Consider the following 25,823-nt stretch of genomic DNA (forward strand, 5'->3'; position numbering starts at 1 on the left):
TCAACTCGGCTTCGGCGCCGTGCTCGCCCGCCGCACCAGCCGCGTGGGCACCAACGTCGTCCCGTGTTCCACCCCGTCCGCCCGCATCTTGCTGAGCACTCCCTCCACGCACAGCCGCCCCACCTCCGCGAAGTCCTGGTGGATCGTGGTGAGGGGTGGGAGGAAGGACGCGGACTCGGGGATGTCGTCGAAGCCGATGACGCTGATGTCGTCGGGGACGCGGCGGCCGCGTTCGTGGAGGGCGCGGAGCAGGCCGAGCGCCATCTGGTCGTTGGCCGTGAACACCGCCGTGCAGTCCGGCTCGTCGGCCAGCCGCAGACCGGCCCGGTAGCCGGATTCGGCCGACCAGTCGCCGCGCACCAGGGGCGGTGGGGTGCGGCCCGCCTCGGTGAGGGTGGTGCGCCAGGCGTTGGCGCGGCGCTGGGCGGCGAAGGAGCCCTCCGGGCCGGCCAGGTGCCAGACCGTGTCGTGGCCGAGGTCCAGGAGGTGCCGTACGGCGTCACGGGCGCCGCCCGCCTGGTCGGTGTCGACGACGGTGTAGCGGTCGCCGGCGTCGGAATCGGCCACCACGACCTGCACGCCGGGCGGGAGGGAGACCGTCGCCGCGTCGAGCAGATGGATCTCCATGATGACGATGACGGCGTCCACGGCGAGCTCCCCCAGCCGGGAGAAGGCGCCGTTCACCTCGTCCTGGGTGGGGACGGCCACGGGCAGCAGGGTGACGGCGTACCCGTGCTCGGCGGCGGAGGTGGCGATGGCCTCCAGGGTGCGGATGTTGCCCATGGTGGAGAGGGAGAAGGTGATCACGCCGAGGGTGCGGAACTCGCCGCGGCGCAGCGCCCGGGCCGCGCTGTTGGGGCGGTAGCCCAGCTCCCGCATGGCGGCCAGGACCTGCGCGCGGGTGTCCTCGGTGACGCCCGGGAAGCCGTTCGAGACGCGGGAGACCGTCTGGGACGACACTCCGGCGAGCTGTGCGACGTCCGCCATGGACGCGCCCTGGCGGGGCCGGGCCGCACGCTTTCTCGTACGGCTCGTGCCTCTCGACTCGCTCTCGCCGTCCACTGTGCCCACATTCCCCTCCCTACGCGACCGGCGCGCAAATTTCGGTCCGGAACGACTCCTTGACCCCTGAGATTCGGACAGTGTAGACATCCCGCCAGTGGATGTTTACGTAAACATTGCCTAGTCGAAATCGTACGAGAAGGCGCCGGATCCGCATCATTCGCACCACGTAGGCCCCGATCTCTGCGTGCGCCGGGACGCGCGGCACGCAGAAGAGCTGGAGTACTCGAGATGGCACACCGCACCCGCAAGAGAAGGCTCCTCGGGGCCATCGGCGTCACCTTGGCGACCGGAACCGTCCTGGCCACCGCCACCCTGCCCGCCGCGCACGCCGAGCCGGCCGCGGCCGAGGCCGCCGCGGCCGGCGTCACCGTCCGGCCCGACCCCTCCTACGCCGGGGACAGGTTCGAGGGCTGGGGCACCAGCCTGGTCTGGTTCGCCAACGCCACCGGTGACTACCCGCCCGCGGTCCGCGAGAAGCTCTACAAGCTCCTCTTCGGCGACGACGGTCTCAACCTGAACATCGCCCGGTACAACATCGGCGGCGGCAACGCCCCCGACGTCAAGGACTACCTGCGGGCCGGCGGCGCGGTCGAGGGCTGGTGGAAGGCCCCGGCGGGCACCACCCGCGAGGACGTCGACTGGTGGGACCCGGACGACCCGGCCGACTGGAACAAGAACGCGGACAAGACGCAGCGCTGGTGGGTCGACCGCATCAAGAAGGACATCACCCACTGGGAGACCTTCAGCAACTCCCCGCCCTGGTTCATGACCGAGAGCGGCTACGTCTCCGGCAACTTCGACGCGGGCAAGGACCAGCTGAAGCCGGAGTCCGTCGAGGACTTCGCCAAGTACCTGGTGGGCGCGACCGAGCGGCTGGAGAAGGCGCACGGCATCAAGGTCGACACGCTGGACCCGTTCAACGAGCCGAACACCAACTACTGGGGCACCAAGCTCGGCCCGGACGGCGAGCCGACCGGAGGCCGCCAGGAGGGCGCCCACATCGGCCCCGAGCTCCAGCAGAAGGTGCTCCGCGCGCTCGCCCCGGTCCTGGAGAAGTCCCGGAGCGGCGCGGAGATATCCGCGATGGACGAGACCAACCCCGGCACCTTCGCGACGAACTGGAACTCCTACCCCCAGGAGGTCCGCGACCTCGTCGCCCAGATGAACGTCCACACCTACGGCACGAGCCAGCGCACCACCGTCCGCGACCTCGCCAAGGCCGCCGACAAGCCGCTGTGGATGAGCGAGGTCGAGGGCGACTGGGGCGACGGCCAGAGCTTCACGGACATGCGGCCCGGCCTGGGCCTCGCCCAGCGCATGGTGGACGACCTGCGTGAACTGGAGCCCAAGGCTTGGGTGTTCTGGCAGCCCGTCGAGGACTACGACAACATGAAGCCGGGCGGGGAGTCCGCCAAGGGCGGCAACTGGGGCGAGATCCAGCTCCCGTTCAGCTGCACCTCGAAGGACACCCTGAAGTCCTGCCCGATCTACACCAACACCAAGTTCGACACGGCCCGCAACTTCACGCACTTCATCAAGCCCGGCGACCGGCTGATCAAGACGAACGACACGTCCAGCACCGCGGCGGTCTCCCGCAAGGGCGACGCGGCGACCGTCGTCCACGTCAACAGCGCCACCGAGGCGCGTGAGGTCACACTCGACCTGTCGAAGTTCGGCCGGGTCTCCTCCCGTGCCACGGTCACCCCGGTGGTGACCAGCGCCGACGGCAAGCTGGAGAAGCAGAAGCCCGTCCGCGTCACCGGCAAGCAGGCCACGCTCTCGGTGCCCGCACAGTCGGTGACGTCGTTCCTCGTCAAGGGCGTCTCGGGTGTCGCGAAGGACGCGGCGGAACTGCGCAAGGGCCACACCTACCGCCTGACCGGCGTCCAGAGCGGCAAGGACCTCACCATCGCCGGCAACGGCACGGGCCTGGTCATCAAGACCCCGAACGCCACCGACCCCAGCGGTCAGCAGTGGCGGGTGGAGCAGATCCGCGGCGAGGACAACCGCAAGCGCTACGTCCTCACCGAGACCGGCGCGGACAAGCGCCTGGCCATCCGCGACGGCGCCCTGGTCGCCGAACCCGACGAGGGCCGCCGCGACGAGGCGGCGCAGTGGATCGCGTCCTCGACCGGCGACGGCACGTGGACGCTCGTGAACGCGGCGACCGGCCAACTCCCGGATGTAGGAGGCCAGTCCACGAACGACGGCGCCCCTGTGGGCGTCTGGCAGCCGAACTCGGGATCCAACCAGCGCTGGAAGATCACGGACGTGACGGGCAGCTGACCCCCCGTCCAGCCCTCGACGCCCCCGGCACCGCCGCCCTCCCGGCCGCGGAGCCGGGGGCGCCGCGCGCCACCCGGCCTCTCCGGTCGCCCGGTCGCCCCCAGCCTCGTCCGGTGCGGACACGTTCGACCAGCAGCCGTCTGCCATGAACGGGTCAGCCGGGCATCACGGTGGGACACGAAGGCCTCCGTGCGGTGAGGATTCGACACCTCCACCACACACGGAAGCCTTCGCCACCATCAGGACCAGCCCGCGTTGACGACGCTCGTGATCAATACAGCTGGGGCCCGAGGGCCGGTTCAGCGGCGGCGGCCCCTGGACGGCCTGCCCCGCCGTGCGTTCGGGGCGGTACCCGTGCGCGGGGCGGGCTTCTCGGCCGGCGGGGTGAGGACGACGGGCACGCCCGAGGGCTCCTGCGCCCCGGTGATGCGGTTCAGTTCGTCCTCGCCCGAGCGGACCCGGGTGACCTGCGGGGTGATGCCGGCGTCGGCCATCAGCCGGGTCATCTCGCGGCGCTGGTGGGGCAGGACGAGCGTGACGACGGTGCCGGACTCGCCGGCGCGCGCGGTCCGGCCGCCGCGGTGCAGGTAGTCCTTGTGGTCGCCGGGCGGGTCGACGTTGACGACGAGGTCGAGGTTGTCGACGTGGATGCCGCGGGCGGCGACGTTGGTGGCCACCAGGACGGTGACCTGACCGTCCTTGAAGCGGGCCAGGGTCCTGGTCCGCTGGGACTGGGACTTGCCGCCGTGCAGGGCCATGGCGCGCACGCCGACGGCCAGCAGCTTCTTGGCCAGCCGGTCGGCGGCGTGCTTGGTGTCCAGGAACATGATCACGCGTCCGTCGCGGGCGGCGATCCGGGTCGTGGTGGCGTGCTTGTCGTCGTCCTCCACGTGCAGCAGGTGGTGCTCCATCGTGGTGACCGCGCCCGCGGAGGGGTCGACGGAGTGGACCACCGGGTCGTGCAGGTAGGTGCGGACCAGCCGGTCGACGTTGCGGTCCAGGGTGGCCGAGAACAGCATCCGCTGACCGCCGGGGCGCACCTGGTCGAGCAGGGCGGTGACCTGCGGCATGAAGCCCATGTCGGTCATCTGGTCGGCCTCGTCGAGGACGGTGATGTCGACGTGGTCCAGGCGGCAGTCGCCTCGGTCTATGAGGTCCTTGAGCCGCCCGGGCGTCGCGACGACGACCTCGGCGCCGGTGCGCAGCGCGTTCGCCTGCCGGCCGATCGGCATGCCGCCGACGACGGTGGCGAGCCGCAGCCGCAGAGCGCGGGCGAAGGGGGTGAGGGCGTCGGTGACCTGCTGGGCCAGCTCGCGGGTCGGCACGAGGACGAGGCCCAGCGGCTGCCGGGCCTCGGCGCGCTGCCCCTCGACGCGGGCCAGCAGGGCGAGCCCGAAGGCGAGCGTCTTGCCGGAGCCGGTGCGGCCACGGCCGAGGACGTCACGGCCGGCCAGGGAGTTCGGCAGCGTCGCCGCCTGGATCGGGAACGGCGCGGTCAGCCCCTCGGCGCGCAGCGCGGCCAGCAGCCGCTCGGGCAGGTCGAGGTCGTCGAACGCCTCGACGGCCGGCAGCGCCGGGGTGACGGTGACGGGCGGTGTGAATTCCCGGCTGGGGGCGGGGCGGCGCCCACCGCGGCCACCGCCCGCCGGACGGGAAGCGGTGCCCCCGCCGCCCGACTTACGGGACCGGAACCCGTTGCCACGGGAGTGGGAGGAGCCGTTGTTCTTGCGAGCCGTGCGGTCCAAGAGGAACCTTCCTCGATGCGGCACGCGTCGAGGAATGCGCGGCGGCACCGAAGAGCCGCAGGATTCGCAAGAGTTGAGCCGGAGAAGAGCAAAACGAGCCGGGGCCCGCACCGCGAGGGTGCGGGCCCCGGTTCAGGGCATTCGCGTACGCGTCAGGCGGGAACGATGTTCTCGGCCTGCGGGCCCTTCTGGCCCTGCGTGACGTCGAAGGTAACCTTCTGGCCTTCCTGAAGCTCGCGGAAGCCGGAGGTGGCGATGTTCGAGTAGTGGGCGAACACGTCCGGGCCGCCACCCTCCTGCTCGATGAAGCCGAAGCCCTTTTCCGCGTTGAACCACTTCACGGTGCCAGTTGCCATGTGTATCTCCCTTTGGGGGCAGTACCCGAGATCCGCACTTTGCGGATTCGGGGTCGCTGTGATGATCACCCTCCGGAGAGATCCGAAAATCCTCGGAAACAAAAAGAGTGCTCGTCGACAAAGGTCGATAGAGCACTCGAAGTCTCTGGGAACCAAAACTGCAACACCAGCCAAGGTAGCACAGGCGGCGCCGGATGGCTCGGGAATCTCGTACCCGAGGTGGAGCCGACCCTCGTTCGTACTGCGTTCCGAGTACCGCGGATTGTCGGCAGGCGCACGACGACGGGACAGTCCGCCCACGGACAGGCTTGGCAGACGTCCGACACCAGATGTGGAGACCCCCTGCCGTGGCTGCTTTCCTGTATCGATCGGGCCGTCTGGCCTACCGGCGTCGCTGGTACGTCGCCCTGGTCTGGGCGGCCGTCCTGGCCGCCGTGGGGCTGGGCTCCCTCAAGGCGCCGGGCGCCGTCGACGAGGAGTTCTCGATGCCCGGCATCGAGTCCCAGAAGGCGTTCGACCTGATGGAGCAGCGCTTCCCCGGGGCCACGGCCGACAGCGCGACGGCCAGGGTCGTCTTCATCGCGCCGGGCGGCGAGAAGGTCACGGCCGCCGGGAACAGGAAGTCCATCGAGAAGACCGTGGCAGGCCTCGGCGACGGCACACAGGTCGCGAGCGTCGTCGACCCGTTCCGGGCGAAGACGATCAGCAAGGACGGCACGACGGCCTTCGCGACGGTCACGTACAAGGTCGGGGCCCATGACCTCACCGACGCCAGCAGCAGCCGGCTGGAGCGGGCCGTCGACCAGGCGCGGGACGCCGGGCTGACCGTCGAGGCGGGCGGTACCGCGCTGGCCGACGAGGGCGGGCCGGGCGGCACGGCCGAGATGATCGGCGTCGCGATCGCCGCACCGTCCGCACGCACATCCACCGGGCCATGACCAAGCTGCACGCCAGGGACCGCGCGCAGCTGGTCGTCATCGCGTACCAGACGGGCCTCGTACGGGCGACGCCGCCGGCGACGTGAGGTGGCGGTCTCACGGCCTGCCGAAGGTGGCCACCATGAGCGCCTCGGCGGTCCTGTTCATGTCCTGGCCCTTGGCGTCGGTGGAGTTGACGCTGTAGACGAGGGTGCGGGAGCCGTTGCGGGTGGAGGCGACGGCGGCGTTGTACCCCCAGCGCCCGCCCGTCTTGCCCCACACCTCGCGCCCGCCCAGCACCTTCATGGACAGACCGGCGGAGTAGGCGGCCGGCTTGCCGGTCTTGAAGTCGGTCACGTCCGGCAGCGTGAACATCTCCTGAAGCAGCGGCCCGCGCACGATCCGCCCCCGGAACAGGGACCGGGTGAACCGCTCCAGGTCCGCGGTGGTCGAGACGATGTCCCCGGCCGCCCACGCGTCCGTCGACCCCCACACGGAGACGTCCCGGAGTCCGGTCGTGCCGTCGTCGAGCCGCATGGTCTGGTAGCCGTGGTTGTGCGGCCCGACGATGCGCGGGTTCGTCCCCGGGAAGTAGGTGCCCCGCAGCCCCAGCGGCCCGAGCACCCGCCGGGCGACCTGACGCTCGTACGAGTCGTGGGTGACGCGCTCGATGACCAGGCCGGCGACGGTGTACCCGATGTTGAGGTAGTGCTGCCGCTCGCCCGGCGCGAACTCACGCTTCTTCGACGTCGCCGAGCGGACCATGTCCCGGGGGTCGTGGATGCGGAAGCGGTTCGCGTACACCTCCTCGACGGTGGTGCCGGGGAAGTCCGGGGCCGGGATGCCGTGCGTGTGGTTGAGGAGCTGCCGGACGGTGACGTCCTCGTACGAGGCGGGAATCAGCTCCGGCAGATACGAGCGGGCGCTGCGGTCGAGGTCCAGCCGTCCCTCTTGGGCCAGTTGCAGGGCGACCGCGGCGGTGAAGACCTTGGTCACGGATCCGGCGCGGAAGCGGGCGGCCGGATCTGCGGGCCGGCCGCTCCGCAGGTCGTGCACGCCCGAACTGCCGTGCCAGGTGCCCTCCTTGCCGCCGACCCGGACGAGCGCGGCGGTGGCGTCGGAGGTGGGGAGGCCGGCGATGGCGGCTTCGAGGGCGGGGTTCGGGGACTGCCCCGCGGCCGGTCGCGCGGTGGTGGACGCGGCCGGCGCGGAGGCGGCCGCCGGGAGGACGGACGGCCCCACGGCGACTCCCACGACGAGTGCGGCGGCGGTCAGGAGGCCGGTACGGGTCTTCATGGCGAACTCCGTTGCGAGGAAGCGACGTTGAGGTGACGTCTTCATCCTCCGGAGCGGCGCCGTCCCGCGGATCGCCCCCGCCGGTGGTCCTGCGGCGTCACTTCCTCGCCGACGCGGGGGAGGACCCGGCCCGGGCCGCTCCCCCGGGCGGGGGATCCCCGGCCGGGGGAGCCCCGGGCGGGGGATCCCCGGCCGCGACGAGTCCGGTCTCGTAGGCGCAGATCACGGCCTGGATCCGGTCCCTGAGGCCCAGCTTCGACAGCACGTTGCCGACGTGCGTCTTGACGGTGTGGTCGCTGACCACCAGCTCGGCGGCGATCTCGGCGTTCGACAGTCCGCGCGCGAGCAGCAGCAGCGTCTCGCGCTCCCGGGCGGTCAGGACGTCCAGCCGGGGGTCGGGCCGGCGGGCCCGGGCGGCGGCGGGCCGGGTGTACTGCTCCACGAGGCGCCGGGCGACGGAGGGGGCGAGCAGCGAGTCGCCCCGGGCGACGACCCGGACGGCGTGCACCAGGTCGTCCCGGCGGACGTCCTTGAGCAGGAAGCCGCTCGCGCCCGCGTGCAGCGCCTCGTACACGTACTCGTCGGAGTCGAAGGTCGTCAGCATCACCGTCCGGCAGCGGCTCGCCGCGCTGATCGCGCGGCAGGCCTCGATGCCGTCCGTGCGGGGCATCCGGATGTCGAGCAGCGCCACATCGGGGGCGTGCCGCCGTACCGCGTCGACGGCCTCGCCGCCGTCACCCGCCTCGGCGACGACCTCGATGTCCGGCTGCACGTCCAGGATCATCGCGAAGCCGCTGCGCACGAGCTCCTGGTCGTCGGCGACCACGACACGGATCGTCACGACCCCACCTCCGCCGTCGCGGAGACGGGAATCCGCACCCGCACCTCGAACCCGGGCCCGCCCGCCCCCGGTCCGGCGACCGCGCTGCCCCCGTGGGCCGCGGCCCGCTCACGAATCCCGACGAGCCCGTGCCCGCCCCGACGGGACGCGGATCGCGACCCGCTCCCGTCATCGATCACGCAGACCTCCAACTCAGCACTCCTATACGCCAATTGAACCCGTACGGTACGCGCGTCCGCATGCTTGAGGGTATTGGTCAGGGCCTCCTGGACCACCCGGAAGACGGTGGCCCCGACGCCCTCCGGAACGGGCCGGACGTCCCCTACGGCCCGGTAGGCCACGTCGAGCCCACTGTCGCGCACCCGGTCCAGAAGTCCGGGCAACGCGGCGAGTCCGGGCTGCGGCTCGCGCGGGGCGGTGCCGTCGCTCTCGTCACCGTCGTCCCGCAGCACCCCCAGCATGTGACGCAACTGCGCCATGGCGTCCCGCCCGGTCGCGGAGATGGCGTCGAAGGCCGCCTCGGCCCGCTCGGGGGCGGCCCGCACGGCCACCGGTCCGGCCTCGGCCTGCACGATCATCAGGCTCACGGCGTGGGACAGGATGTCGTGCATCTCCCGTGCGATCCGGGCCCGTTCGCGTGCGGCGGCCTGTTCGGCCTCGACGCGGTGGGCCCGCTGCCGGGCATCGGTCAGCCGTCCGAACACGTAGGCGGCGATGAACACGAAGAGGGAGAAGGTCAGTTCACGCGCCGAGCGGGTGTTGAGCCACACCCCCACCGGCACGGCGACCACCATCAGGAGCCCGGTGAGGAGCCGTTTGCGCGGGGCGGACAGCGCGGCGATGGTGTAGACGACGACCAGCCCGGTGTACGGCAGCGGCTGCCCGGGCCCGTCGACGGTCAGCCGGTACAGCGCGTTGGCGGCCAGCACCGCGAACAGCACGGCGACGGGAGCGCGCCTGCGCCAGACCAGGGGTACGACGGTGAGCGTGCTCAGCCCGTACGCGGCCCAGGTCGCCGGCGGCATCCCCGGCGCGCGCGGCACGAGGAACGGCATGGTCATCGCGCCCTGGACGAGCAGCGCGACACCGATGTCGACCAGGAGCGGATTGTCCGCCGCGAGCACCCGCCCCCGCTCCCACCACCCGCGCACTTCCCCGCGTATGCCCATGGCGACGTACGACCCCCGTCCCGTGCTGCCCGACCCCGGAACCGTAGCGGGCCGGCGGCCGCACGCGCCGGGTGAACCAGCCCTGGTTCAGGGCGTCTTCGGCGGTGTCCACGCCGCGACCAGGTCCACCAGCCCGGGGAACCGGGCGTTGAGGTCGTCCACGCGGACATGGCTGCGGCGTTCCAGGCCGTACTGGCGCTGGCGGGTGACGCCGGCCTCGCGCAGGGCCTTGAAGTGGTGGGTCAGGGAGGACTTGGGGCGGTCGAGGCCGAACCAGCCGCAGGAGTGGTCGAACGCCTCCGACTCCAGCAGGAGTTTGCGCACGATCCGCAGCCGCAGCGGGTCGCTCAACGCGCCCAGCACGGTCTCCAGCCGCAGCTCCCCGACCGCCGGCTCGGGCAGCGGTTCCGGCAGGTTCTCCGGCTCCGGCACCACCTTGATGACCGGCGCCTGTCGAACGGTCGCAGACATAGGCAGCTCCCTATAACCGAAATCCTATGTACGAGTTCAATCGTACTGCATGCTAAGTTCGAACGGACTCGTACTTAGCTTGCCGGAGGGAGCAACCCATGTCGGAGAGTCGGACCCTGTCCGCCGAGACGGTGGACGAACAGCAGGCCGCACCGCCGGAGCCGGTCACGCCCGCGGCGCCGGAGCGGGCCGCGGCCCGCACGCCCACCTGGTGGGTGTGGCTGGCGGCCTGGCCGGTCACCGCCGTCTTCGTGCTGTCCAACGCGGCGACTCCGCTGTACGTGCTGTGGCAGCGCGACATCGGGTTCTCCAAGGGCACCCTGACCGTCGTCTTCGCGTTCTACATCGTCGGACTGCTCGGCTCGCTGCTCGTGTCGGGCGTCGTCTCCGACCGGCTGGGACGCAAGCCCGTGCTGCTGCCCGCCCTCGCGCTCGCCCTGGCCGCCTGCGCGATCTTCGCGACCGCCACGACGGTCGCCGCGCTGATCGTCGCCCGGCTGTTCACCGGCATCGCCGTCGGCGCGGTCGTCTCCGCCGGCATGGCCGCCGTGACGGACGTGGCGGGCCCGGAGCGGAAGCGGCTGGCCGCGCTGCTGGCCTCCTGCGCGATGGTCTTCGGGGCCGGCCTCGGCCCGCTGCTCGCCGGCCTGCTGTCCGAGACGCTGCCGGCCCCCACCGTCACCGTCTTCGTCGTCGAGGCGCTGCTGCTGCTGACGGCCGTCCTCGCCGTGCTGCGCATGCCGGTACGCCGTCCCGCCGCCCGCGGCAAGGGCGCCTGGGTGCGCGTGCCCGGCGTGCCGCACGGCAACGGCATCCACCTCACCCTGGGCATCGCGGTGTTCGCCCCCGGCATCACCGCCACGTCCTTCGTGCTGTCGCTCGGCCCCACCCTGCTGACCGAACTGCTCGGCACCACCAGCCGGATCGTCGCCGGAGCCATGGCGTTCGTCATGTTCCTCGCCGCCACCGGCGTCCAGTTCGCCGTGCAGAAGCTGCCCCGGCGCACCATCCTGACCGCCGGTGCGATCAGCACCACCCTCAGCATGGCCGCGCTGATCGCCGCCGTGCACACCTCGTCGGTCGCGCTGCTCGTCGCCTCCGCCCTGCTCGCCGGGGCCGGCCAGGGCATGGGCCAGCTCGGCGGTCTGTCGCTGCTCAACTCCACCGTCCCGGCGCAGCGCCTCGCCGAGGCCAACGCCGCGCTGAACGTGGGCGGTTACATCCCGGCCGGCCTCCTGCCGGTGTCCACGGGCTACCTCATGGACGCGGTGGGCCTGCCGACCGGCGCGACCCTCTTCGGCACCGTCCTGATGGGCCTCGCCGTTGTCGGCGGGCTCGTCGTGCTCTCCGGCCACCGCCGGGTGTCCGAGCCGGTGTGACGGTTCGGCGTGACGGGACGGCGTCGGTGCCGGGTCCCCGGGTGTACCCGCGTGGCGGTGCTCCACGGCTTCGGCCGCGGAGCACCGCCACGCACGGGTGTGCGCCCCGGCGCCCGGAGCCGCTTCCGAGGCCCCGGGTCAGTGTGCCCGGATGGCGTGGAAGAGCAGTTCGCTCGTCTCCGTCCAGCGCTCCACCACGTCCGCGCGTCCCCTGAGCACGTCCGAGATGTGCTGGGCGCCGAAGAACGCCGAGACCAGGGACCGCGCCGCCGCCTCCGGCGAGACGCCCTCCCGCACCTGGCCCTCGTCCCGCGCCGCGACGAGCAGCGAGGCCAGGAGCTCGGTCCAGTCGACGTACGGCGTCGGCAGCTCGGCGTCGATGTGCGGGCGCTCTATCTGCAGACGCGCCCCCGCCTGCACGACGATGTCGTCCCGGAACGACACCGCCGTGCGCGCCAGCATCCGCTCCGCCGTCTCCAGCGGCCCGAACCCCTCCGCCAGGACCTCTTCCAGAAGCGCCGGCCACCGGGCGTAGTGCTCCTCCACCACCGCCACGGCCAGCGCCTCCTTGGTGGGGTAGTGGAAGTAGACCGCGCCCTTCGTCATCTTCACGCGGTCGGCCACGTCCTTGACCGACGTGTGCCGGAATCCCTGCTCGGCGAAGAGCTCGGACGCCGCGGTGAGCACCAGCAACCTGGTGCGCGCGGACCGTTCCTGCTTGGGGTCGGGCCCCCTCCTGGTGACGAATTTCCTCGGCGCGAACCCGGCGAGGGCTGGCTGCGGCTCGGACATGCTCGGTTCCTCTGACTCGGCGGCCTCAGCCGGAGCGGGTTGACGTGTTCGGCCGGGGTGGACGGAATGTTTCCCGCCGTACTGGCTCAAAACGATTCTCTGCTCTATACCTTCTGGAAGGTATCTTTTTTCGCGTCGCTTCCCGTGAACGACGGGACCATAGCGGGCCCACTCCTGCTTCCGCGACCCGAAAGGGAACAGAATCTTGCACTGCGTACCGTCCCCCGCCGCGCCGCCGGACCTCCACATCCCCGGACCTCCCGGTGGCGCGCTCCGCTACGACCGCCCCGTAGCCCGCGAATCCGTGCACAAGTCCGCCTCCACGGAAGTGCTCCTGACCGACGCGAGGCACCTGGGCGAGGACCGGTTCGCGGTCGCCGCCCGGTTACCCCGGGGGCAGTTCATCACCGCCGACCGCCCCGACGAGGGGACCCTGGACCCCGTACTGCTGGCCGAGACGGCCCGGCAGGCGGCGATCCATCTGTCCCACCGTTTCCACGACATCCCCCTCGGGCATCCCTTCGTCCTCGGCGAGGTCGCCGTCGAACTCGACGAGCCGCTGCCGCCCTCGTCCGACGCGACGCTTCTGGCGCGTTGCCGGCGTACGACCGGCAACCCCCGCCGCGCCTGCCTGGAACTGGACGCGACGGTGTGGGCGGCGGGCCGGGCAGCGGGCCGGGCGCGAGTCCTCTGGGAGGCCATGGAGCCACGCCGGTACGCGGTCCTCCGCAAGCGCGGCGCCGCGCAGCCACCCGTGGTGTCCGGACCGGCCCACGCGGCTGCCGCCGGGGCCGCCTCGCTGCCACCGGCCAGGGTCGGGCTGTGGCGCGACCGCGACGTCCTCCTCGCCTCCGACGTGGAGCGCTCCGGCCGGTGGTGGCTGCGGCTGGACCCCGGCCACCCCGTCCTCTTCGACCACCCGTCGGACCACATACCGGGCATGGCCCTCGTGGAGGCCTTCCGCCAGGCGGCCGGGGTCGCCGCCACCCAGGGCGCCACCGGCCCGGCCCGGGTGCGGGACATCGGTGAACTCGCCGTCGCGTACGACTCGTTCGGGGAACCGGACCTGCCGGTGGCCATCAGCCTGGAGCCCCGCGGGGCAGAGGCCGGGGAGCCGCACGACGAGCACGCCGGCCTCCTCCGCCTGACCGCCACGCAAGGCGACCGCACGCTCGCCCGGGCCCGCATCCGGTGCGGCACGCCCGGCCGTGCCCACCGCCGTACGGGGGCCGCATGCTGATCGACGAACCGGAACACGCCGCCCGGCGCGCACCCTTGCGTGACCTGTCGGCCCTGACGGAGACCGCCCGCCGGGACGCCCGGGCAGCGGAGGAGCGGCGTGCCCTCACGGCCGATGTCGTCGACGCGCTGACCCGTGCGGGCTTTCCGCGTCACTTCGTGCCCGGCCCGTTCGGCGGAGAAGCGGGGAAGTTCGTCCCGCTGGTGGCCGGTGTGGCGGAGGCGGGGGAGGCCTGTGCCGCCACGGCGTGGTGCGCCGCGCTCTTCGCCGCGCACGGACGGCTGGCCGCCTATCTCCCGCCCGAGGGGCAGGGCGAGGTGTGGGCGGACGGACCGGACGTGCGGATCGCCGCCGCGGTGGTACCGCCCCAGGGCGCGGCGGTGGCGGTCGACGGCGGCTGGCGCCTCGACGGCGCCTGGCGGCCGGCCAGCGGGGTCGACCACGCGGACTGGGTCCTGCTGGCCTCCTGGACGGACGGCGAGGAGGGGCGGGAGCACCGGATCTTCGCCGTCCCCCGCGCGCAGGTGACCGTGGAGGACACCTGGCACTCCTCGGGCCTGCGGGGCACCGGCAGCAACACGGTGCGGTGCGAAGGGGTCGTCGTTCCGCGGCACCGGACGTACACGCTCGCCGCACTCCTGCGGAGCAGGCCCGGCGCGGCCCGCTGCCACACCGTGCCGTACCCCATGGTCGCGGCGCTGATGTTCGCCGCGCCGCTGCTCGGAGCCGCCCGCGGGGCCCTGCGCGTCTGGACCGGCGAACGGCTCGCTGCCGAGCACCCCCACCCGGCGACCCACACCGTGCTGGCCCGGGCGTCGGCGCGGATCCACGCCGCCGGTCTGCTCCTGACCGGCGCGGCCGAGCGCGCCGACCGGGGCGAGATCACAGCGCTCGCGGTCGCGGAGAACCGCAGGGACGCCACGGCCGCGGCCACCCTGTGCCGGGAGGCGGTCGACGCGCTGTTCCACGCCTCCGGCCTGCGCGCCCAGTCCCCGGACAGCGCCGTACAACGCGCCTGGCGGGACGCCACGGCCATCGCGGCCCACGCCGCCCTGGACCCGGACACTGCGGCCCGGGCCTACGCGGAGGCGGTCCTGTCCCCGGCGGGAGGTGACCGGCCATGACCCGGACGTCAGCCGTCCCGGTCGCCTTCTTCGACGTCGACGAGACCCTCGTCGCCACGAAGAGCCTGCTCGACTTCTGGGATTTCTGGGCGACTCGGCAGGGCCGCCCGGCGGGCACGGGCAGGCAGCCGGCACCGCCCGCGACCCCGTCCACGGCGGCAGCCGGCCCGCCCGACCGCTCCCGGCTCAACCGCGAGTACTACCGCCGCTACAGGGGCACGCCCCTCTCGCTCCTCCAGGCCGCCGCCCGCGACTGGTACGCCCTCCACCGCCGCGGCGAGCGCGCCTTCGTGACCGCCGGACTGCACGCCCTCGCCCGGCACCGCGCCCTCGGGCACGAGATCGTGCTGGTCTCCGGCTCCCTGCGCCCCCTCGTGGACGCCGTCGCCGCGGACCTCGGCGCCACCGCCGTACGGTGCGCCGCGCAGACCGTCACCGATGACGGGCTGCTGACCGGCGAGATCGACCGGCCGATGATCGGGCGGGCCAAGGCCGACGCGGTCGAGGCCCACCTCGCGGAGCGCGGCGCCCGCGCCTCTGACTGTCACGCGTACGGCGACCACGACAGCGACCTGCCCATGCTCCGCTCCGTCGGCCACCCGGTCGTGATCGGCGGCGCCCCCGCCCTGCGGCAGGAGGCCGCCAGGCTCGGCTGGACGACCCTCCCCGGGGACACCGGTCCACACCCCGGAAAAGCCGTCGCGGCAACCGGTCGACCGCCCTGTTCCGCCCCAGGCCACCGGCAGGATCCGGCCTTCCTGAGTCCCTGATGTACGGCCGACTTTCGTCTCCTCGAAGGAATCCTTCCCAGGGGTATGTTTGTGCTCTCGATCAAGACCGGAGGGCACCCCCCATGGCCAAACAGGAAAGGGCGCTGCGCACACGTGAGAAGGTGCTGGACGCCGCGGCCGAGGAGTTCGCGGCGCAGGGATACGCCAAGGCCACGCTGAACGACGTGGCGAGGCGGACGGGGATGACCAAGGGGGCCCTCTACGGGCACTTCCCGTCCAAGGAGATCCTCGCCACGACCCTGCTCGCCCAGTCCCGCGTGGCGTGGGAGGAGATGCGGCACGCCCGGGACGTGCCGGGTGCCGCGGCCCGTGCCGTGCTGGAGGAACTGGTCCTGGAGCTCGCCCAGCGCCTGCGCTCGGACATCCGGCTCAGAGCGGCCCTCCGGCTCGCCAGCGACCTGCCCTGTCTGGCCCGCGCGGCCCCGGACCTCTTCGAGGACGTGCGGCGTCATCTGGTCGGCCTCGTCCGCAGGGCGCAGCAGGAGGACGGCATGGCCCCCTATCCGCCGGACCTGGTCGCCGAACTGCTGCTGACCTCACTGCACGGCGCTCTCCACGCCTCGCAGTGTGACGACCAGTACGGCCGCGCCCCCACCAGGGAGGCGGTGTGGCGTCTCCTGCTCGACGCGCTCGCCGGTGATCGCGGGGGCTGCCGGGACATGGCCGGGCGATGAGGTTGTCGTTTCGGACGCGTAAAAAATTCCATCCCGAAGGTTTTTTCTGTCATGATGATGCTGTCCCGGTCCGCCGGGCCGCCCGCTGCCCGGTCGCAGGCCGGTCCGCGGTCGCGGTCGCCATGAAGTGACGGAGGGAAGCAGATGAGTGTGCTGGATGAAAGGATCGGTCCGTTCCCCCTCGGGCAGGCAGCCTTCGGCATGGCCCCCGAGGAGTCGCACCAGGAGGAGATTCAGCGCGCTGTCAACCATGCCGAACATGTCGACGACTTCGATATGCGACACCTTCGGTATTTCCTGGCGGTGGTCCGCTCCGGCACCGTCTCCGCAGCCGCCAAAGAATTGCGTATATCGCAGCCGAGTCTGAGTCAGCAGATCAAACGGCTGGAGCAGCGAATAGGAGCCGCGCTTTTCGTTCGCAGCTCCCGCGGTGTCGAACTGACGGCGGGTGGCCGGGCCTTTCTCCGGGAGATCCAGAGCATCCCCGGCCAGCTCCGGTCGGCCATCGCGGCCGCCGCCCCCACCCCCGCGCTCTGGTCCGTCGGCGTGTGCGGAGGCGTGCCGGCGGAGGTTCTCGCGGAAGTGCAGAACGGCCTCGCCGGGCAGGGCGCCCACCACGTCAGGGGCAGACCCGGGCCGCACCTGCGCATGCGTTCGGTGGGCGCGGCCGAGCAGCCCGAGCTGCTGGAGCACGGCGAGATCGTGTTCGGGATCATGCGGCTGCCGGTGACCACGCCCCACCTCGCCCGCGCCGTCGTATGGGACGAGCCGCTCGGCGTCGTCCTGCCCACCGCGCACCCCCTGGCCGCGCAACCGGGCCTGACCTGGGACGACCTCTCCACGCAGCGCCTCCTCTGGTACGACGAGGGATGCGCGCCCGGGTACGCCGACGCCGTGCCGGCGCAGCTGACGGCGCTGGGCTGGAAGGCCGTGCTGCATCCCGTCGACCAGGACCAGCAGGCTCTGTTCGTGCACGCCCTGCAGACCACCCGCGATCTGGTGGCCCTGCGCCCGAGCGCGGCCGTGACGGACGATCCGCGGCTCGTCTGGCGCCCGCTGCCCACCGCCTCCGCGCCCCGTGAACGGCTGGCCGTGACCGCCCTGGCCGGCAGCCGCGCGGCCCGGTACCTGGGCCGGGTGGCCACTCGGTGCGGGTGGCCCTACCGCCCCTGATCTCCCTTTTCGGCCCCATCCGACGGCCGGTCCGGAACTTCTTGTTCCGGACCGGCCGTTCTGTGTTTCCCCGCAGGAAATGAAAGCGGAAACTTACTCCGAGGTCACCTTACCGGAGGGTCACATTCCGTCATAGCCGGAGCGTTATGGCTACTACGCGGTTTAGGTCTTGGACAGGCGAGATCCGCCGAACCTAGTCTCCTGTATGTGACACGAATGCGGTTCGGTCACACGGCAATTTCCGATCGATTTCCCAATGACGTCGGATTCATTCCTGATCCATTCGGCCGCGGCCGGGAAAACAGGGGAGAAGCGTGATCTCCACCAAGCTGACGGAACTGCTCGGCATCGACCACCCCGTCATCAGTGCCCCCATGGGGTCCGTGTCCGGAGGACGGCTCACCACCGCCGTCACCCGCGCCGGCGGGCTGGGACTCGTCGGTGTCAGCTATGGCGACCCCGCCTTCATCGACGAACACGTGGGGCAGGCCGCGCAGGCCGGTGGCGTCTGGGGCGTCGGCTGCGTGATGTTCACCTTCGACGAGCGCCCGGGCCTGTGGGACAAGGTGCTCGGCTACGCCCCGCCGGTCGTCGCCCTGTCGTTCGGCGACCCGGACCAGGTACGCCGGTACGTCGCCTCCGCCGCCGAGAGCGGTGCCCACGTCGTGGTCCAGGTGCACGATCCCGAGCAGGCGGCCGTGGCCCTGCAGGCCGGGGCCTCCGTGCTGGTGGCCCAGGGCGCCGAGGCCGGCGGCCACCACAAGACACAGGCGACACTGCCGCTGATCCCGGCCGTGCTCGACATCACCCAGGGAGTGGTGCCCGTCGTCGCCGCGGGCGGTTTCGCGGACGGCCGGGGCCTGGCCGCCGCCCTCGCCCTCGGCGCCGACGGCGTCATGATGGGCACCCGCTTCGCCGTCACCGAGGAGTCGCTGGGCACGCCCGGCTTCAAGTCCTCGCTGGTCTCCGGGGCCACGGCGGACCTCGTCGACACCCGGGCCTTCGACGTCGTACGCGGCATCCCGTGGGACGAGGTCTACCAGGCGCGCTCGGTGAGCAACGACTTCACCCGCGCCTGGACCGGCCGCGACGCCGAACTCGCCGCCCGGCGCGCCGAGATCGAGCCCGAGTGGGCCGCGGCGGTCGCCCGCGACGACACGAGCCGGCGCGCGCTGTTCGCCGGTGAGGTCCTCGACCTGGTCCACGACATCCGGCCGGCGGGGAGCGTCGTGCGCGAGACGGTCGCCGAGGCCGAGTCCATCCTGCGCGGCCTCGCCGGGCGCATCACGCCCTGACCTCCCCCGGGCCCAGCCCCGGACCCCACCCGAATCGCCCTGAACGGCCCCGTCCTCGACCGCCGGACGGGCTGTCCTTCCTCACACCGGAGAAAACCCGTGATCCACGTCCTCACCCTCACCTACCTCCAGCCCCGCGAGACCGTCACCGCGCACCTGCCCGAGCACAAGGCCTGGCTGCGGGACCACTCCGACCAGGGACGGATCCTGCTGAGCGGGCCCCGGCCCGACGGCGGTGCCGTCATCGTCACCGCCGACCTCGACGAGGCCACCGTGCGGGAGCTCATCGAGAGCGACCCGTGGCACAAGCTCGGCATCGCCTCGTACGACCGGGTCGCCTTCGAGGGGAAGAACGCCAGCCCCGGTGTCGTCACCGCGGCCGTCCCCGACGACAGCGTCCTGCTCATCAACGTCGCCACCACCGAGGACGCGCCCACCACGGTCGACGCCCTCGCCGGTGCCGTCGAGCACGTCGCCGCCACCGCCGACGGATTCCGCGGCTCCCGCCTGCTCACCAGCGTCGACGGCGACGCGGTGATCAACCTCGCGGCCTGGACCGACGAGAAGCGGTTCAACGCCATCTTCGACGACCCCGGCTTCACCAGCCGCTACCAGGAGTTCGCGAAGACCGTGACCGGCGCCAAGTACCGCCTCTACCGCACCAGCCGGGTCATCAGCCCCAACCGCTGAACCCGCCGCACCGCACCGCCCGGCACGCACGACCGCAAGGAGCAACCATGACCGTCCCGTCCACGCCCGCCCCCTACGACCTCGTCGTCGTCGGATTCGGCGCCGCCGGCCTGTCGGCCGCCCTGTCCTTCGCCGAGGCCACCGAAGGGCGCGAGACGCCCGCCCGGATCGCGATACTCGAACGGTCCACCGAGGACGAACGCGGCGGCGCCACCCGCTGGACCGGTGCCTTCCTCCGCGTCGACGAGCAGCGGCGGCTCGACACCGACTGGGCCGAGCACGTCGGCCGCGTCTCCGGCGGCCTCGCCGACGTCGAGTACTGCCGCACGGTGGAGCGCGAGTCCCCGCAGACCCTCGCCTTCGTGGAGAAGCACGGGGTCGAGATCGCCTACGCCGACTTCCCGCTGCCGCACACCTTCGACGGCGGCACCCCCTCCATGACCCCGCCGGCCAGCCCCCGCGGCGGCGGCGCCTCCATCGTCGAACACCTCGGCGCGGCCCTGGAGAAGGACCCCCGCGTCGACATCCACTACGAGACGGAGGCGCTGCGCCTGACCACCGCCGAGGACGGTGCCGTCGACGGCGTCGTGGTGCGCGGCCCCGACGGCCGCACCCGGCGGCTGACCGGCCGCGCGGTGGTCCTGGCCTGCGGTGGCTTCCAGGGCAACACCGAGATGCTCACCCGCTACGTCGGCGACCGCGCCTGCGACCTGCCGCTGATCGCGCCCGGCATCGCCAACAACCGCGGTGACGCCCTGCGCATGGCACTGGAGCTCGGCGCCGACACGGCCGGCCAGTTCGACGGCATCCACGCCGAGCCGGTCGACCGCCGCACCAGCAAGGCCGACGCGGTGCTGTACGGCTTCAGCTGCGGCATCTTCGTCAACGGCCGTATGCAGCGGTTCTTCGACGAGGGCCGCGACACCTGGGACAACACCTTCGAGCACGTCGGCTACGAGATCTGGCGCAACCAGGACCAGGAGGCGTACTGGATCGCCGACGCCAAGACCCTCGCCATCCCGGGCATCATGAACTCGCTGCTCAGCGACGTACCGCCGGAGCAGGCGGACACCCTGGAGGAGCTCGCCGACAAGCTCGGCATCGACGCCGAGGGACTGGCGAAGACCGTCGCCGAGTTCAACGCGGGTGTCGGGGAAGGGGAGTTCGACCCGACCCGCCTCGACGGCAAGAGCACCGTCGGCCTCACCCCGCCCAAGTCCAACTGGGCCACGCCCCTGGACACCGCGCCGTTCATCGGCGTCCCGGTGACCGCCGCGATCTGCTTCACCTACGGCGGCGTCCGCACCGACCTCGACGCCCGCGTCGTCACCCCGTCCGGCACGGCCATCCCCGGCCTGTACGCCGCCGGCGAGGCCACCGGCCTCTTCTACAAGGCCTACCCGCCGGCCACGTCCGTGCTGCGCTCGCTGATCTTCGGCCGGCTCGCCGCGCACCACGCGGTCCAGGCCCGGCAGTCCGCCTGACACACCCTCACGTCAGCTTTCTGGAGGACCCCATGAGTATGGTCAACATCGATGTCACCCTCCGCGACGGCGGTTATCGCAACGGCTTCGACTTCCCGCTCGGCTACGCCCTGAAGCACGCGAAGCTGAGCGTCGAGGCCGGGTTCGACTGGGTCGAGATCGCCTACCGCAAGGGCTCGCTCGTCCCGATGCCCGGCCTGGGGCTCACCGGCCGGGGCGACGACGACTACATCGCCGCGATGGCCCAGGAGGTCGGCCCCCGGCACGTCGCGATGATCCTGCACCCGAAGAACATCACCCGCGACGACCTGCCCGCCATGTACCAGGCCGGGGCGCGGCTCGTCCGCATCATCCTGCCGGCCAAGGGCTACGAGCCCGGCCTGGACTACATCCGCCAGGCCCGGGACATCGGCTTCACGGTGGGCGTCAACTTCGCCCGGATCAGCCAGTGGCCGGGCCGCGACGTGGTCGAGGTGGCGGCCGCCGCGACCGACGCGGGTGCCGAGTTCGTCTACCTCGCCGACTCCAACGGCAGCCTGTCGCCGGTGGACACCGCCCACCTGACCACCCTGACCAGGTCGGTCACCGGGGGCCCGGTCGGGCTGCACGCCCACAACAACCTGGGGCTCGCCCTGTCCAACGCCATCAGCGCCGAGGCCGCCGGCGCGACCTGGATGGACTCCTCGATCCAGGGCATGGGCAAGGGCCCGGGCAACCTCATCGCCGAGCAGTGGCTGGCGCACCTGGACCGCACGGACCCGGAGGCCGCCGCGCGCCTCAACCTGGAGCCCGTGCTGGAGCTGGCGGACCTGCTCCTCGCGAACGTCCCCGAGGGCTCGCCCTCGCTGCCGCTGCCGGATCTGGTGCTGGGCCGGTACGACCTGCCGGTGGAGCACCGCAAGGAACTGGTGGGCCGGCACGGCGAGGTGCTCGCCACCGCGCGCACCCTCGCGGGCGCCCGGTGACCCACACCGGAACTGCTGTGCCGACGGCGGTCCACCCACCCCGGACCGCCGCCGGCCCGGCGCACGCCCACGCCCTGGTCTTCGCCCCCGTCACGCCGGCGTGGGACGAGGGAGCGTTCTTCGCCCCGGTCATCGACACGCTGACGGCGGCGGGGGCCGGGCTCCGGGTGACGGTGGTCGACACGCTCTCCCTGTGGGACGAGCGCGTACGCACCCTGGACGACCTCGTCGCCCGCTGGCGGGCCCTGCTCCCCGCCTTCGGCCGCATCGACCTGCTGTGCGGGAACGCCCTGGGCGGAGCCGTGGCCCAGGGACTCCTCCCGTACGTCGCCCCCGGCACGGCGGCCCTCCTCGTCTCGGGCCCGGCCCGCTCGGACGCGCTCCTGGAACACCGCCTCACCGAGATCGCCGACCTGGCGGCCACCGGCCACACGGAGGCGTCCCTCGCGCTGCTGCACGAGAGGGTCCAGCCGGACGGCACACCCCCGCCCCCCGGCCCCGGCCCGAAGGCAACCGCCGCGCGGACGGCAGCCGAGGGCGATGCCGCGTGCCGGAGCGACGGCGCGGTGGGCGACCTTGGTCACCTCACGCGCGCCGGCACCGCCCCGGCGGCCCCCGGCGACACCCCCGCCGCGCGGACGGGAGTCGCCGCCGGCGGGGCGGGCGGTGATCGCCCGGAGGGGGTTGGCTCCGCCGTGGCGGCAGCCGCCGCGCGGGCGGGAGTCGCCGCCGACGGGGTGGGCGGTGATCGCCCGGCGGGAGTCGGCACCGCTGTCGGCCGGGCGGGCGGTGATCGGCCCGCGGAGAGCCACGACGGGCGGGTGGTGGTCGACGGCGCGGTCGACGGCCTTGGTCACCTCACGCGCGCCGGCACCGCCCCGGCGGCCCCCGGCGACACCCCCGCCGCGCGGGCGGGAGTCGCCGCCGACGGGGTGGGCGGTGATCGCCCGGAGGGGGTTGGCTCCGCTGTCGGCCGGGCGGGCGGTGATCGGCCCGCGGAGAGCAACGACGGGCGGGTGGTGGTCGACGGCGCGGTCGACGGCCTTGGTCGCCTCGCGCGTGCCGGTGCCACCCCGGCGGCCCTCGGCCGTCTCGTGCGAGGCGGCACCGCCCCGGCCGTCCCCGCCGACCTCCCGCCCCCTGCCCACCAGACCCCGGCCCAGCGGCTCGACGGGGGGCTCCGGCTGCTGTGCGGCATCGATCTGGCCGCGGCCGTCGAGGCGCACCCCGGCCCCCTGCTGCACATCGTCGGCGGGCGTTCGCAGCTCGTCACACGGCGGCACACCGCCGCCGGCCCGCACCACCGGGTGCATGTCGTCGCCGAGGCCGGCATGCGCCCCCACACCGATCAGCCCGCGGAAGTGTCCGCCCTCATCGGCGCCTTCCTGCGGGAGAAGGGACTGACATGAAGCCGACCCCGAAGAAGAGCGTCGCCGTCCTCCCGGGCGACGGCATCGGCCCGGAGGTCGTCTCCGCCGCGCTCGACACCGTCGAAAAGCTGGACCTGCCCCTGGAGTTCCGGTTCGGAGACATCGGCTGGGACTGCTGGCGCGAGGAGGGCGACCCCGTCCCGCAGCGCACCTGGAAGCTGCTGGAGGAGACCGACACCTGCCTCCTGGGTGCCATCACCAGCAAGCCCGTGCGGGAGACGGAGGCCGAACTCGCCCCGTCCCTGCGCGGCACCGGACTCCAGTACGTCTCACCGGTCCTCCAACTCCGCCAGCGCCTCGGCCTGTACGCCAACATCCGTCCGGTCACCGACCTCGACGGCGGCCGGTTCGACTTCACCGTCATCCGCGAGAACACGGAGGGCCTGTACGCCGGCATCGACGTCCACGGCCTCGACGAGCCGCTCTGGAACGCCGTACGGCACCACCCGAACGCGGCGGCATCGGGCCCGGAGGACACCAGCCTCACCCTGCGCCTGCAGACCCGCCACGGCATCGACCGCCTGCTCCGCTTCGGCTTCGCCCACGCCGAGGCGCACGGCAAGCGCCTGCTCACGGTCGCGGACAAGCCGATGGTCCTGCGCAACAGCGGCAACCTGCTGCGCGAGCGCCTCGAACTGATCGCCCAGGAGTACCCGGACATCGAGACGGAGATCCTCAACGTCGACGCCGTCGCCCTGTGGATGGTCCGCAGGCCGGAACGGTTCGGCGTCCTGGTCGCCGAGAACATGTTCGGCGACATCCTCTCCGACCTCGGCGCCGGTGTCATGGGCGGACTCGGTCTCGCCCCGAGCGGCAACATCGGCGACCACGGCAGCTACTTCGAGCCGGTGCACGGCAGCGCCCCCGGCATGGTCGGCAAGGACAGGGCCAACCCGATGGCGATGCTCCTCACGATCGCCCAGATGCTCGGCCACCTCGGACTCGACGTGCCGGGCGAGGAGTTGCGCAACGCCGTACGCACCGTCGCCCGCGCCCGTAAGACCGTCACGTACGACCTGGGCGGCACGTCGGGGACCAGGGAGGTGGCGCGTGCCGTCGCCGGCCGGCTGGAGGAGGGAACAGCCGAATCGGCGGAGAGCACCCTCGTCCCCCAGGACGTCGTCGACCGGCTCGCCCGCCTCGACACCGCCTCCGTCTCCGACGCCCTGGACAGCCTCGGCATCGGCGGAGTCCTCGCGGGCCTGAGCGCCCGGGTGCCCGGAGCCCGTACGGCCGGCCTGGCGTACACCGTCACCTACCGCCCGGTGGACGGTGACGGCCAGGGCTTCCGGAACGCGGCGAACTACCTGGACGACGTCCCCGAGGGCGCCTTCGTCGTGGTCGACAACGCGGGCAGCACGGACTGCACCAACTGGGGTTCGCTGCTCACCTCCGTGGCCCGCAGCCGCGGCGTGCGCGGCACCGCGGTGCACGGCTCGGCCCGGGACATCGCCGAGATCCGGGCCGCCGGATACCCCCTGTTCAGCACCGGCGCCACGATGGTCAGCGGCAAGAACCGCGTCGAACTCGCCGCGACCGGACGGGAGATCACCGTCGGCGACGTGACCGTACGCCCCGGCGATGTCGTGGTCGCCGACGACAACGGCGTACTCGTCGTGCCCGCGGCGCACGCCGCCGAGGTCGCGGGCCGTGCCGAGCGCGTCGAGCGGACCGAGACGGCGATCGCCGAGGCCGTGGACACCGGACTGCGGCTGGACGAGGCCCGCAAGACGTTCGGCTACGCGAGGCCGTGGGAGGGCCCGGCGCGGCAGACCGCCGATGCGTGACCTCGCGCGGCGGGTGGTGGACGTCCACTACCACGCGGGCCCCGACCTGTACCGGCGCCGTCTCACCACCGGCGGCGCCGGCCGGGCCTACGCCGGGATCGACGGCTGGGTGGTGATCAAGAGCCACCTGGGCTGCACCGCGGCGAGCGCGTGGGAGGCCCGTCAGGAGGGGCTGCCCGTCTCCGGCACCGTCGTCCTCAACGACCTCGCCGGAGGCGTGCACCCCCGGGTGGTGGAACAGGCCGTCTACACCCACGGCCAGGACAGCCCCGCCCGGCTGGTCGTCCACCTGCCCACCCTCGTCGGCCCCGCCCATCCCTCCCGGCTGCACCGGCAACCCTTCCACCCGCTGCTGGACACCGAACGGTGGCGCGGCGACCGGGTCCTGGACGACACCGGACAGCTCCGGCGTCCCGTGCGCGAGGTGCTCCGGGCGGCCCGGGACCTCCCGGTCGTCCTGGCGACGGGCCACTGCGACCGGGAGGAGACCCTGCGCGTGGTCGACGAGGCGGCCCGGCTGGACCTGCCCCGGTTGCTGCTGACCCACGCCACGCATCCGATGACCGGCCTCACCCCCGCCGACCTCACCCAACTCGCCGGTGTGCCGGAGGTGTACGTCGAGGTCACCGCCCTGACGTTGCTCCTGGGGCACCGTGACGCCGGGCATCTGGGAGACGTCGTACGCGCCCACCCCCGGGTGGTGTTCAGCTCCGATCTCGGGCAGCCGGACCAGCCGGACCCCACCGAGTGGCTGTCGCTCAGCGAGAGCTGGTTCGAACAGGCGCAGCTGACGCCCCACCAGGTCCGTGCCGTCACCGCACTCAACCCGGCAGCGCTGCTGGCGCCCTGACCG

22 protein-coding genes and 2 pseudogenes are annotated in these 25,823 nt (G+C 72.7%); 16 read left to right on the forward strand and 8 right to left on the reverse strand.

All coding sequences use genetic code 11. The annotated features are described in order from the left end of the window. Window positions 1–987 carry a LacI family DNA-binding transcriptional regulator gene (locus tag AB0G20_RS06710; protein ID WP_361296811.1) on the reverse strand — a complete coding sequence of 329 codons (987 nt, stop codon included), beginning with the start codon at window positions 985–987 and terminating at the stop codon, window positions 1–3. A gap of 306 nt (window positions 988–1,293) precedes the next feature. On the opposite strand from AB0G20_RS06710, the gene AB0G20_RS06715 reads away from it, so the two are divergent. After that, entirely contained in the window at window positions 1,294–3,351 is a 2,058-nt protein-coding gene (locus AB0G20_RS06715) for an RICIN domain-containing protein (protein WP_361296814.1), read from the forward strand. Between the two features lie 299 nt (window positions 3,352–3,650). Here the strand turns inward: AB0G20_RS06715 and AB0G20_RS06720 are convergent, their stop codons facing one another. Beyond that, the gene (locus tag AB0G20_RS06720; RefSeq protein ID WP_361296817.1) at window positions 3,651–5,096 is read right to left on the reverse strand and encodes a DEAD/DEAH box helicase; all 1,446 of its coding nucleotides are present in this window, start codon (window positions 5,094–5,096) and stop codon (window positions 3,651–3,653) included. 152 nt (window positions 5,097–5,248) lie between these two features. Further along, entirely contained in the window at window positions 5,249–5,452 is a 204-nt protein-coding gene (locus tag AB0G20_RS06725; protein ID WP_030846597.1) for a cold-shock protein, read from the reverse strand. Window positions 5,453–5,799: 347 nt separating this feature from the next. Here AB0G20_RS06725 and AB0G20_RS06730 point away from each other — a divergent pair. Then, window positions 5,800–6,360 (forward strand): annotated as a pseudogene (locus AB0G20_RS06730) (MMPL family transporter); the annotation flags it as partial. Continuing rightward, a pseudogene (locus tag AB0G20_RS06735) lies at window positions 6,360–6,476 on the forward strand (DNA-binding response regulator); the annotation flags it as partial. The pseudogenes AB0G20_RS06730 and AB0G20_RS06735, both read left to right, overlap by 1 nt. A 10-nt stretch (window positions 6,477–6,486) precedes the next feature. Here AB0G20_RS06735 and AB0G20_RS06740 read toward each other — a convergent pair. The 4 genes from AB0G20_RS06740 to AB0G20_RS06755 all read right to left on the reverse strand — a co-directional run bounded on the left by AB0G20_RS06740 (window position 6,487) and on the right by AB0G20_RS06755 (window position 10,146). Beyond that, window positions 6,487–7,665 carry a serine hydrolase domain-containing protein gene (locus AB0G20_RS06740; RefSeq protein WP_361296820.1) on the reverse strand — a complete coding sequence of 393 codons (1,179 nt, stop codon included), beginning with the start codon at window positions 7,663–7,665 and terminating at the stop codon, window positions 6,487–6,489. Window positions 7,666–7,762: 97 nt separating this feature from the next. Further along, window positions 7,763–8,506 carry a response regulator transcription factor gene (locus AB0G20_RS06745; protein ID WP_361296823.1) on the reverse strand — a complete coding sequence of 248 codons (744 nt, stop codon included), beginning with the start codon at window positions 8,504–8,506 and terminating at the stop codon, window positions 7,763–7,765. Then, window positions 8,503–9,675: a histidine kinase gene (locus tag AB0G20_RS06750; protein WP_361296826.1), complete on the reverse strand. Its 1,173-nt coding sequence runs from the start codon at window positions 9,673–9,675 to the stop codon at window positions 8,503–8,505. Before AB0G20_RS06750 ends, AB0G20_RS06745 begins: the two co-directional genes overlap by 4 nt. An 87-nt stretch (window positions 9,676–9,762) precedes the next feature. After that, window positions 9,763–10,146, reverse strand: coding sequence for an ArsR family transcriptional regulator (locus AB0G20_RS06755; RefSeq protein ID WP_361296829.1), 384 nt, complete (start codon window positions 10,144–10,146; stop codon window positions 9,763–9,765). 98 nt (window positions 10,147–10,244) lie between these two features. On the opposite strand from AB0G20_RS06755, the gene AB0G20_RS06760 reads away from it, so the two are divergent. Further along, window positions 10,245–11,525, forward strand: a complete 1,281-nt coding sequence (locus tag AB0G20_RS06760) for an MFS transporter (protein WP_361296832.1) — start codon at window positions 10,245–10,247, stop codon at window positions 11,523–11,525. A gap of 138 nt (window positions 11,526–11,663) precedes the next feature. Here AB0G20_RS06760 and AB0G20_RS06765 read toward each other — a convergent pair whose 3' ends face one another. After that, entirely contained in the window at window positions 11,664–12,317 is a 654-nt protein-coding gene (locus AB0G20_RS06765; protein WP_361296835.1) for a ScbR family autoregulator-binding transcription factor, read from the reverse strand. Between the two features lie 205 nt (window positions 12,318–12,522). Here AB0G20_RS06765 and AB0G20_RS06770 point away from each other — a divergent pair, with 205 nt between their 5' ends. The 12 genes from AB0G20_RS06770 (at window position 12,523) to AB0G20_RS06825 (ending at window position 25,820) form a co-directional block, all read left to right on the forward strand. Beyond that, window positions 12,523–13,557, forward strand: coding sequence for a ScbA/BarX family gamma-butyrolactone biosynthesis protein (locus tag AB0G20_RS06770; RefSeq protein WP_361296838.1), 1,035 nt, complete (start codon window positions 12,523–12,525; stop codon window positions 13,555–13,557). Then, the gene (locus AB0G20_RS06775; RefSeq protein ID WP_361296841.1) at window positions 13,551–14,681 is read left to right on the forward strand and encodes an oxidoreductase; all 1,131 of its coding nucleotides are present in this window, start codon (window positions 13,551–13,553) and stop codon (window positions 14,679–14,681) included. Before AB0G20_RS06770 ends, AB0G20_RS06775 begins: the two co-directional genes overlap by 7 nt. Next, on the forward strand, window positions 14,678–15,451 hold the full coding sequence (locus AB0G20_RS06780; RefSeq protein ID WP_361296844.1) for an HAD-IB family hydrolase: 774 nt from the start codon (window positions 14,678–14,680) through the stop codon (window positions 15,449–15,451). Before AB0G20_RS06775 ends, AB0G20_RS06780 begins: the two co-directional genes overlap by 4 nt. Window positions 15,452–15,534: 83 nt before the next feature. Then, the gene (locus AB0G20_RS06785; protein WP_361296847.1) at window positions 15,535–16,146 is read left to right on the forward strand and encodes a TetR family transcriptional regulator; all 612 of its coding nucleotides are present in this window, start codon (window positions 15,535–15,537) and stop codon (window positions 16,144–16,146) included. A gap of 144 nt (window positions 16,147–16,290) precedes the next feature. Further along, window positions 16,291–17,319 (forward strand): LysR family transcriptional regulator, encoded by a 1,029-nt coding sequence (locus AB0G20_RS06790; RefSeq protein WP_361296850.1) that lies wholly within the window; start codon window positions 16,291–16,293, stop codon window positions 17,317–17,319. Window positions 17,320–17,633: 314 nt separating this feature from the next. After that, entirely contained in the window at window positions 17,634–18,614 is a 981-nt protein-coding gene (locus tag AB0G20_RS06795) for a nitronate monooxygenase (RefSeq protein WP_361296853.1), read from the forward strand. Between the two features lie 99 nt (window positions 18,615–18,713). After that, a complete protein-coding gene (locus AB0G20_RS06800; protein WP_361296856.1) occupies window positions 18,714–19,304 on the forward strand; it encodes a YciI family protein in 591 nt (196 codons plus the stop codon). Between the two features lie 47 nt (window positions 19,305–19,351). After that, on the forward strand, window positions 19,352–20,788 hold the full coding sequence (locus AB0G20_RS06805) for an FAD-binding protein (RefSeq protein WP_361296859.1): 1,437 nt from the start codon (window positions 19,352–19,354) through the stop codon (window positions 20,786–20,788). A gap of 32 nt (window positions 20,789–20,820) precedes the next feature. After that, window positions 20,821–21,753, forward strand: a complete 933-nt coding sequence (locus tag AB0G20_RS06810) for a hypothetical protein (RefSeq protein WP_361296862.1) — start codon at window positions 20,821–20,823, stop codon at window positions 21,751–21,753. Further along, window positions 21,750–23,162: a hypothetical protein gene (locus tag AB0G20_RS06815; RefSeq protein WP_361296869.1), complete on the forward strand. Its 1,413-nt coding sequence runs from the start codon at window positions 21,750–21,752 to the stop codon at window positions 23,160–23,162. Before AB0G20_RS06810 ends, AB0G20_RS06815 begins: the two co-directional genes overlap by 4 nt. After that, complete coding sequence (locus AB0G20_RS06820; protein ID WP_361296872.1) at window positions 23,159–24,970, forward strand: isocitrate/isopropylmalate family dehydrogenase; 1,812 nt, start codon at window positions 23,159–23,161, stop codon at window positions 24,968–24,970. The genes AB0G20_RS06815 and AB0G20_RS06820 overlap by 4 nt, the downstream gene beginning before the upstream one ends. Further along, a complete protein-coding gene (locus tag AB0G20_RS06825; protein WP_361296875.1) occupies window positions 24,963–25,820 on the forward strand; it encodes a DUF6282 family protein in 858 nt (285 codons plus the stop codon). Before AB0G20_RS06820 ends, AB0G20_RS06825 begins: the two co-directional genes overlap by 8 nt. Window positions 25,821–25,823: the final 3 nt, after the last annotated feature.

The organism is Streptomyces sp. NPDC024017 (genome assembly GCF_040638895.1).
Lineage (GTDB): Bacteria > Actinomycetota > Actinomycetes > Streptomycetales > Streptomycetaceae > Streptomyces.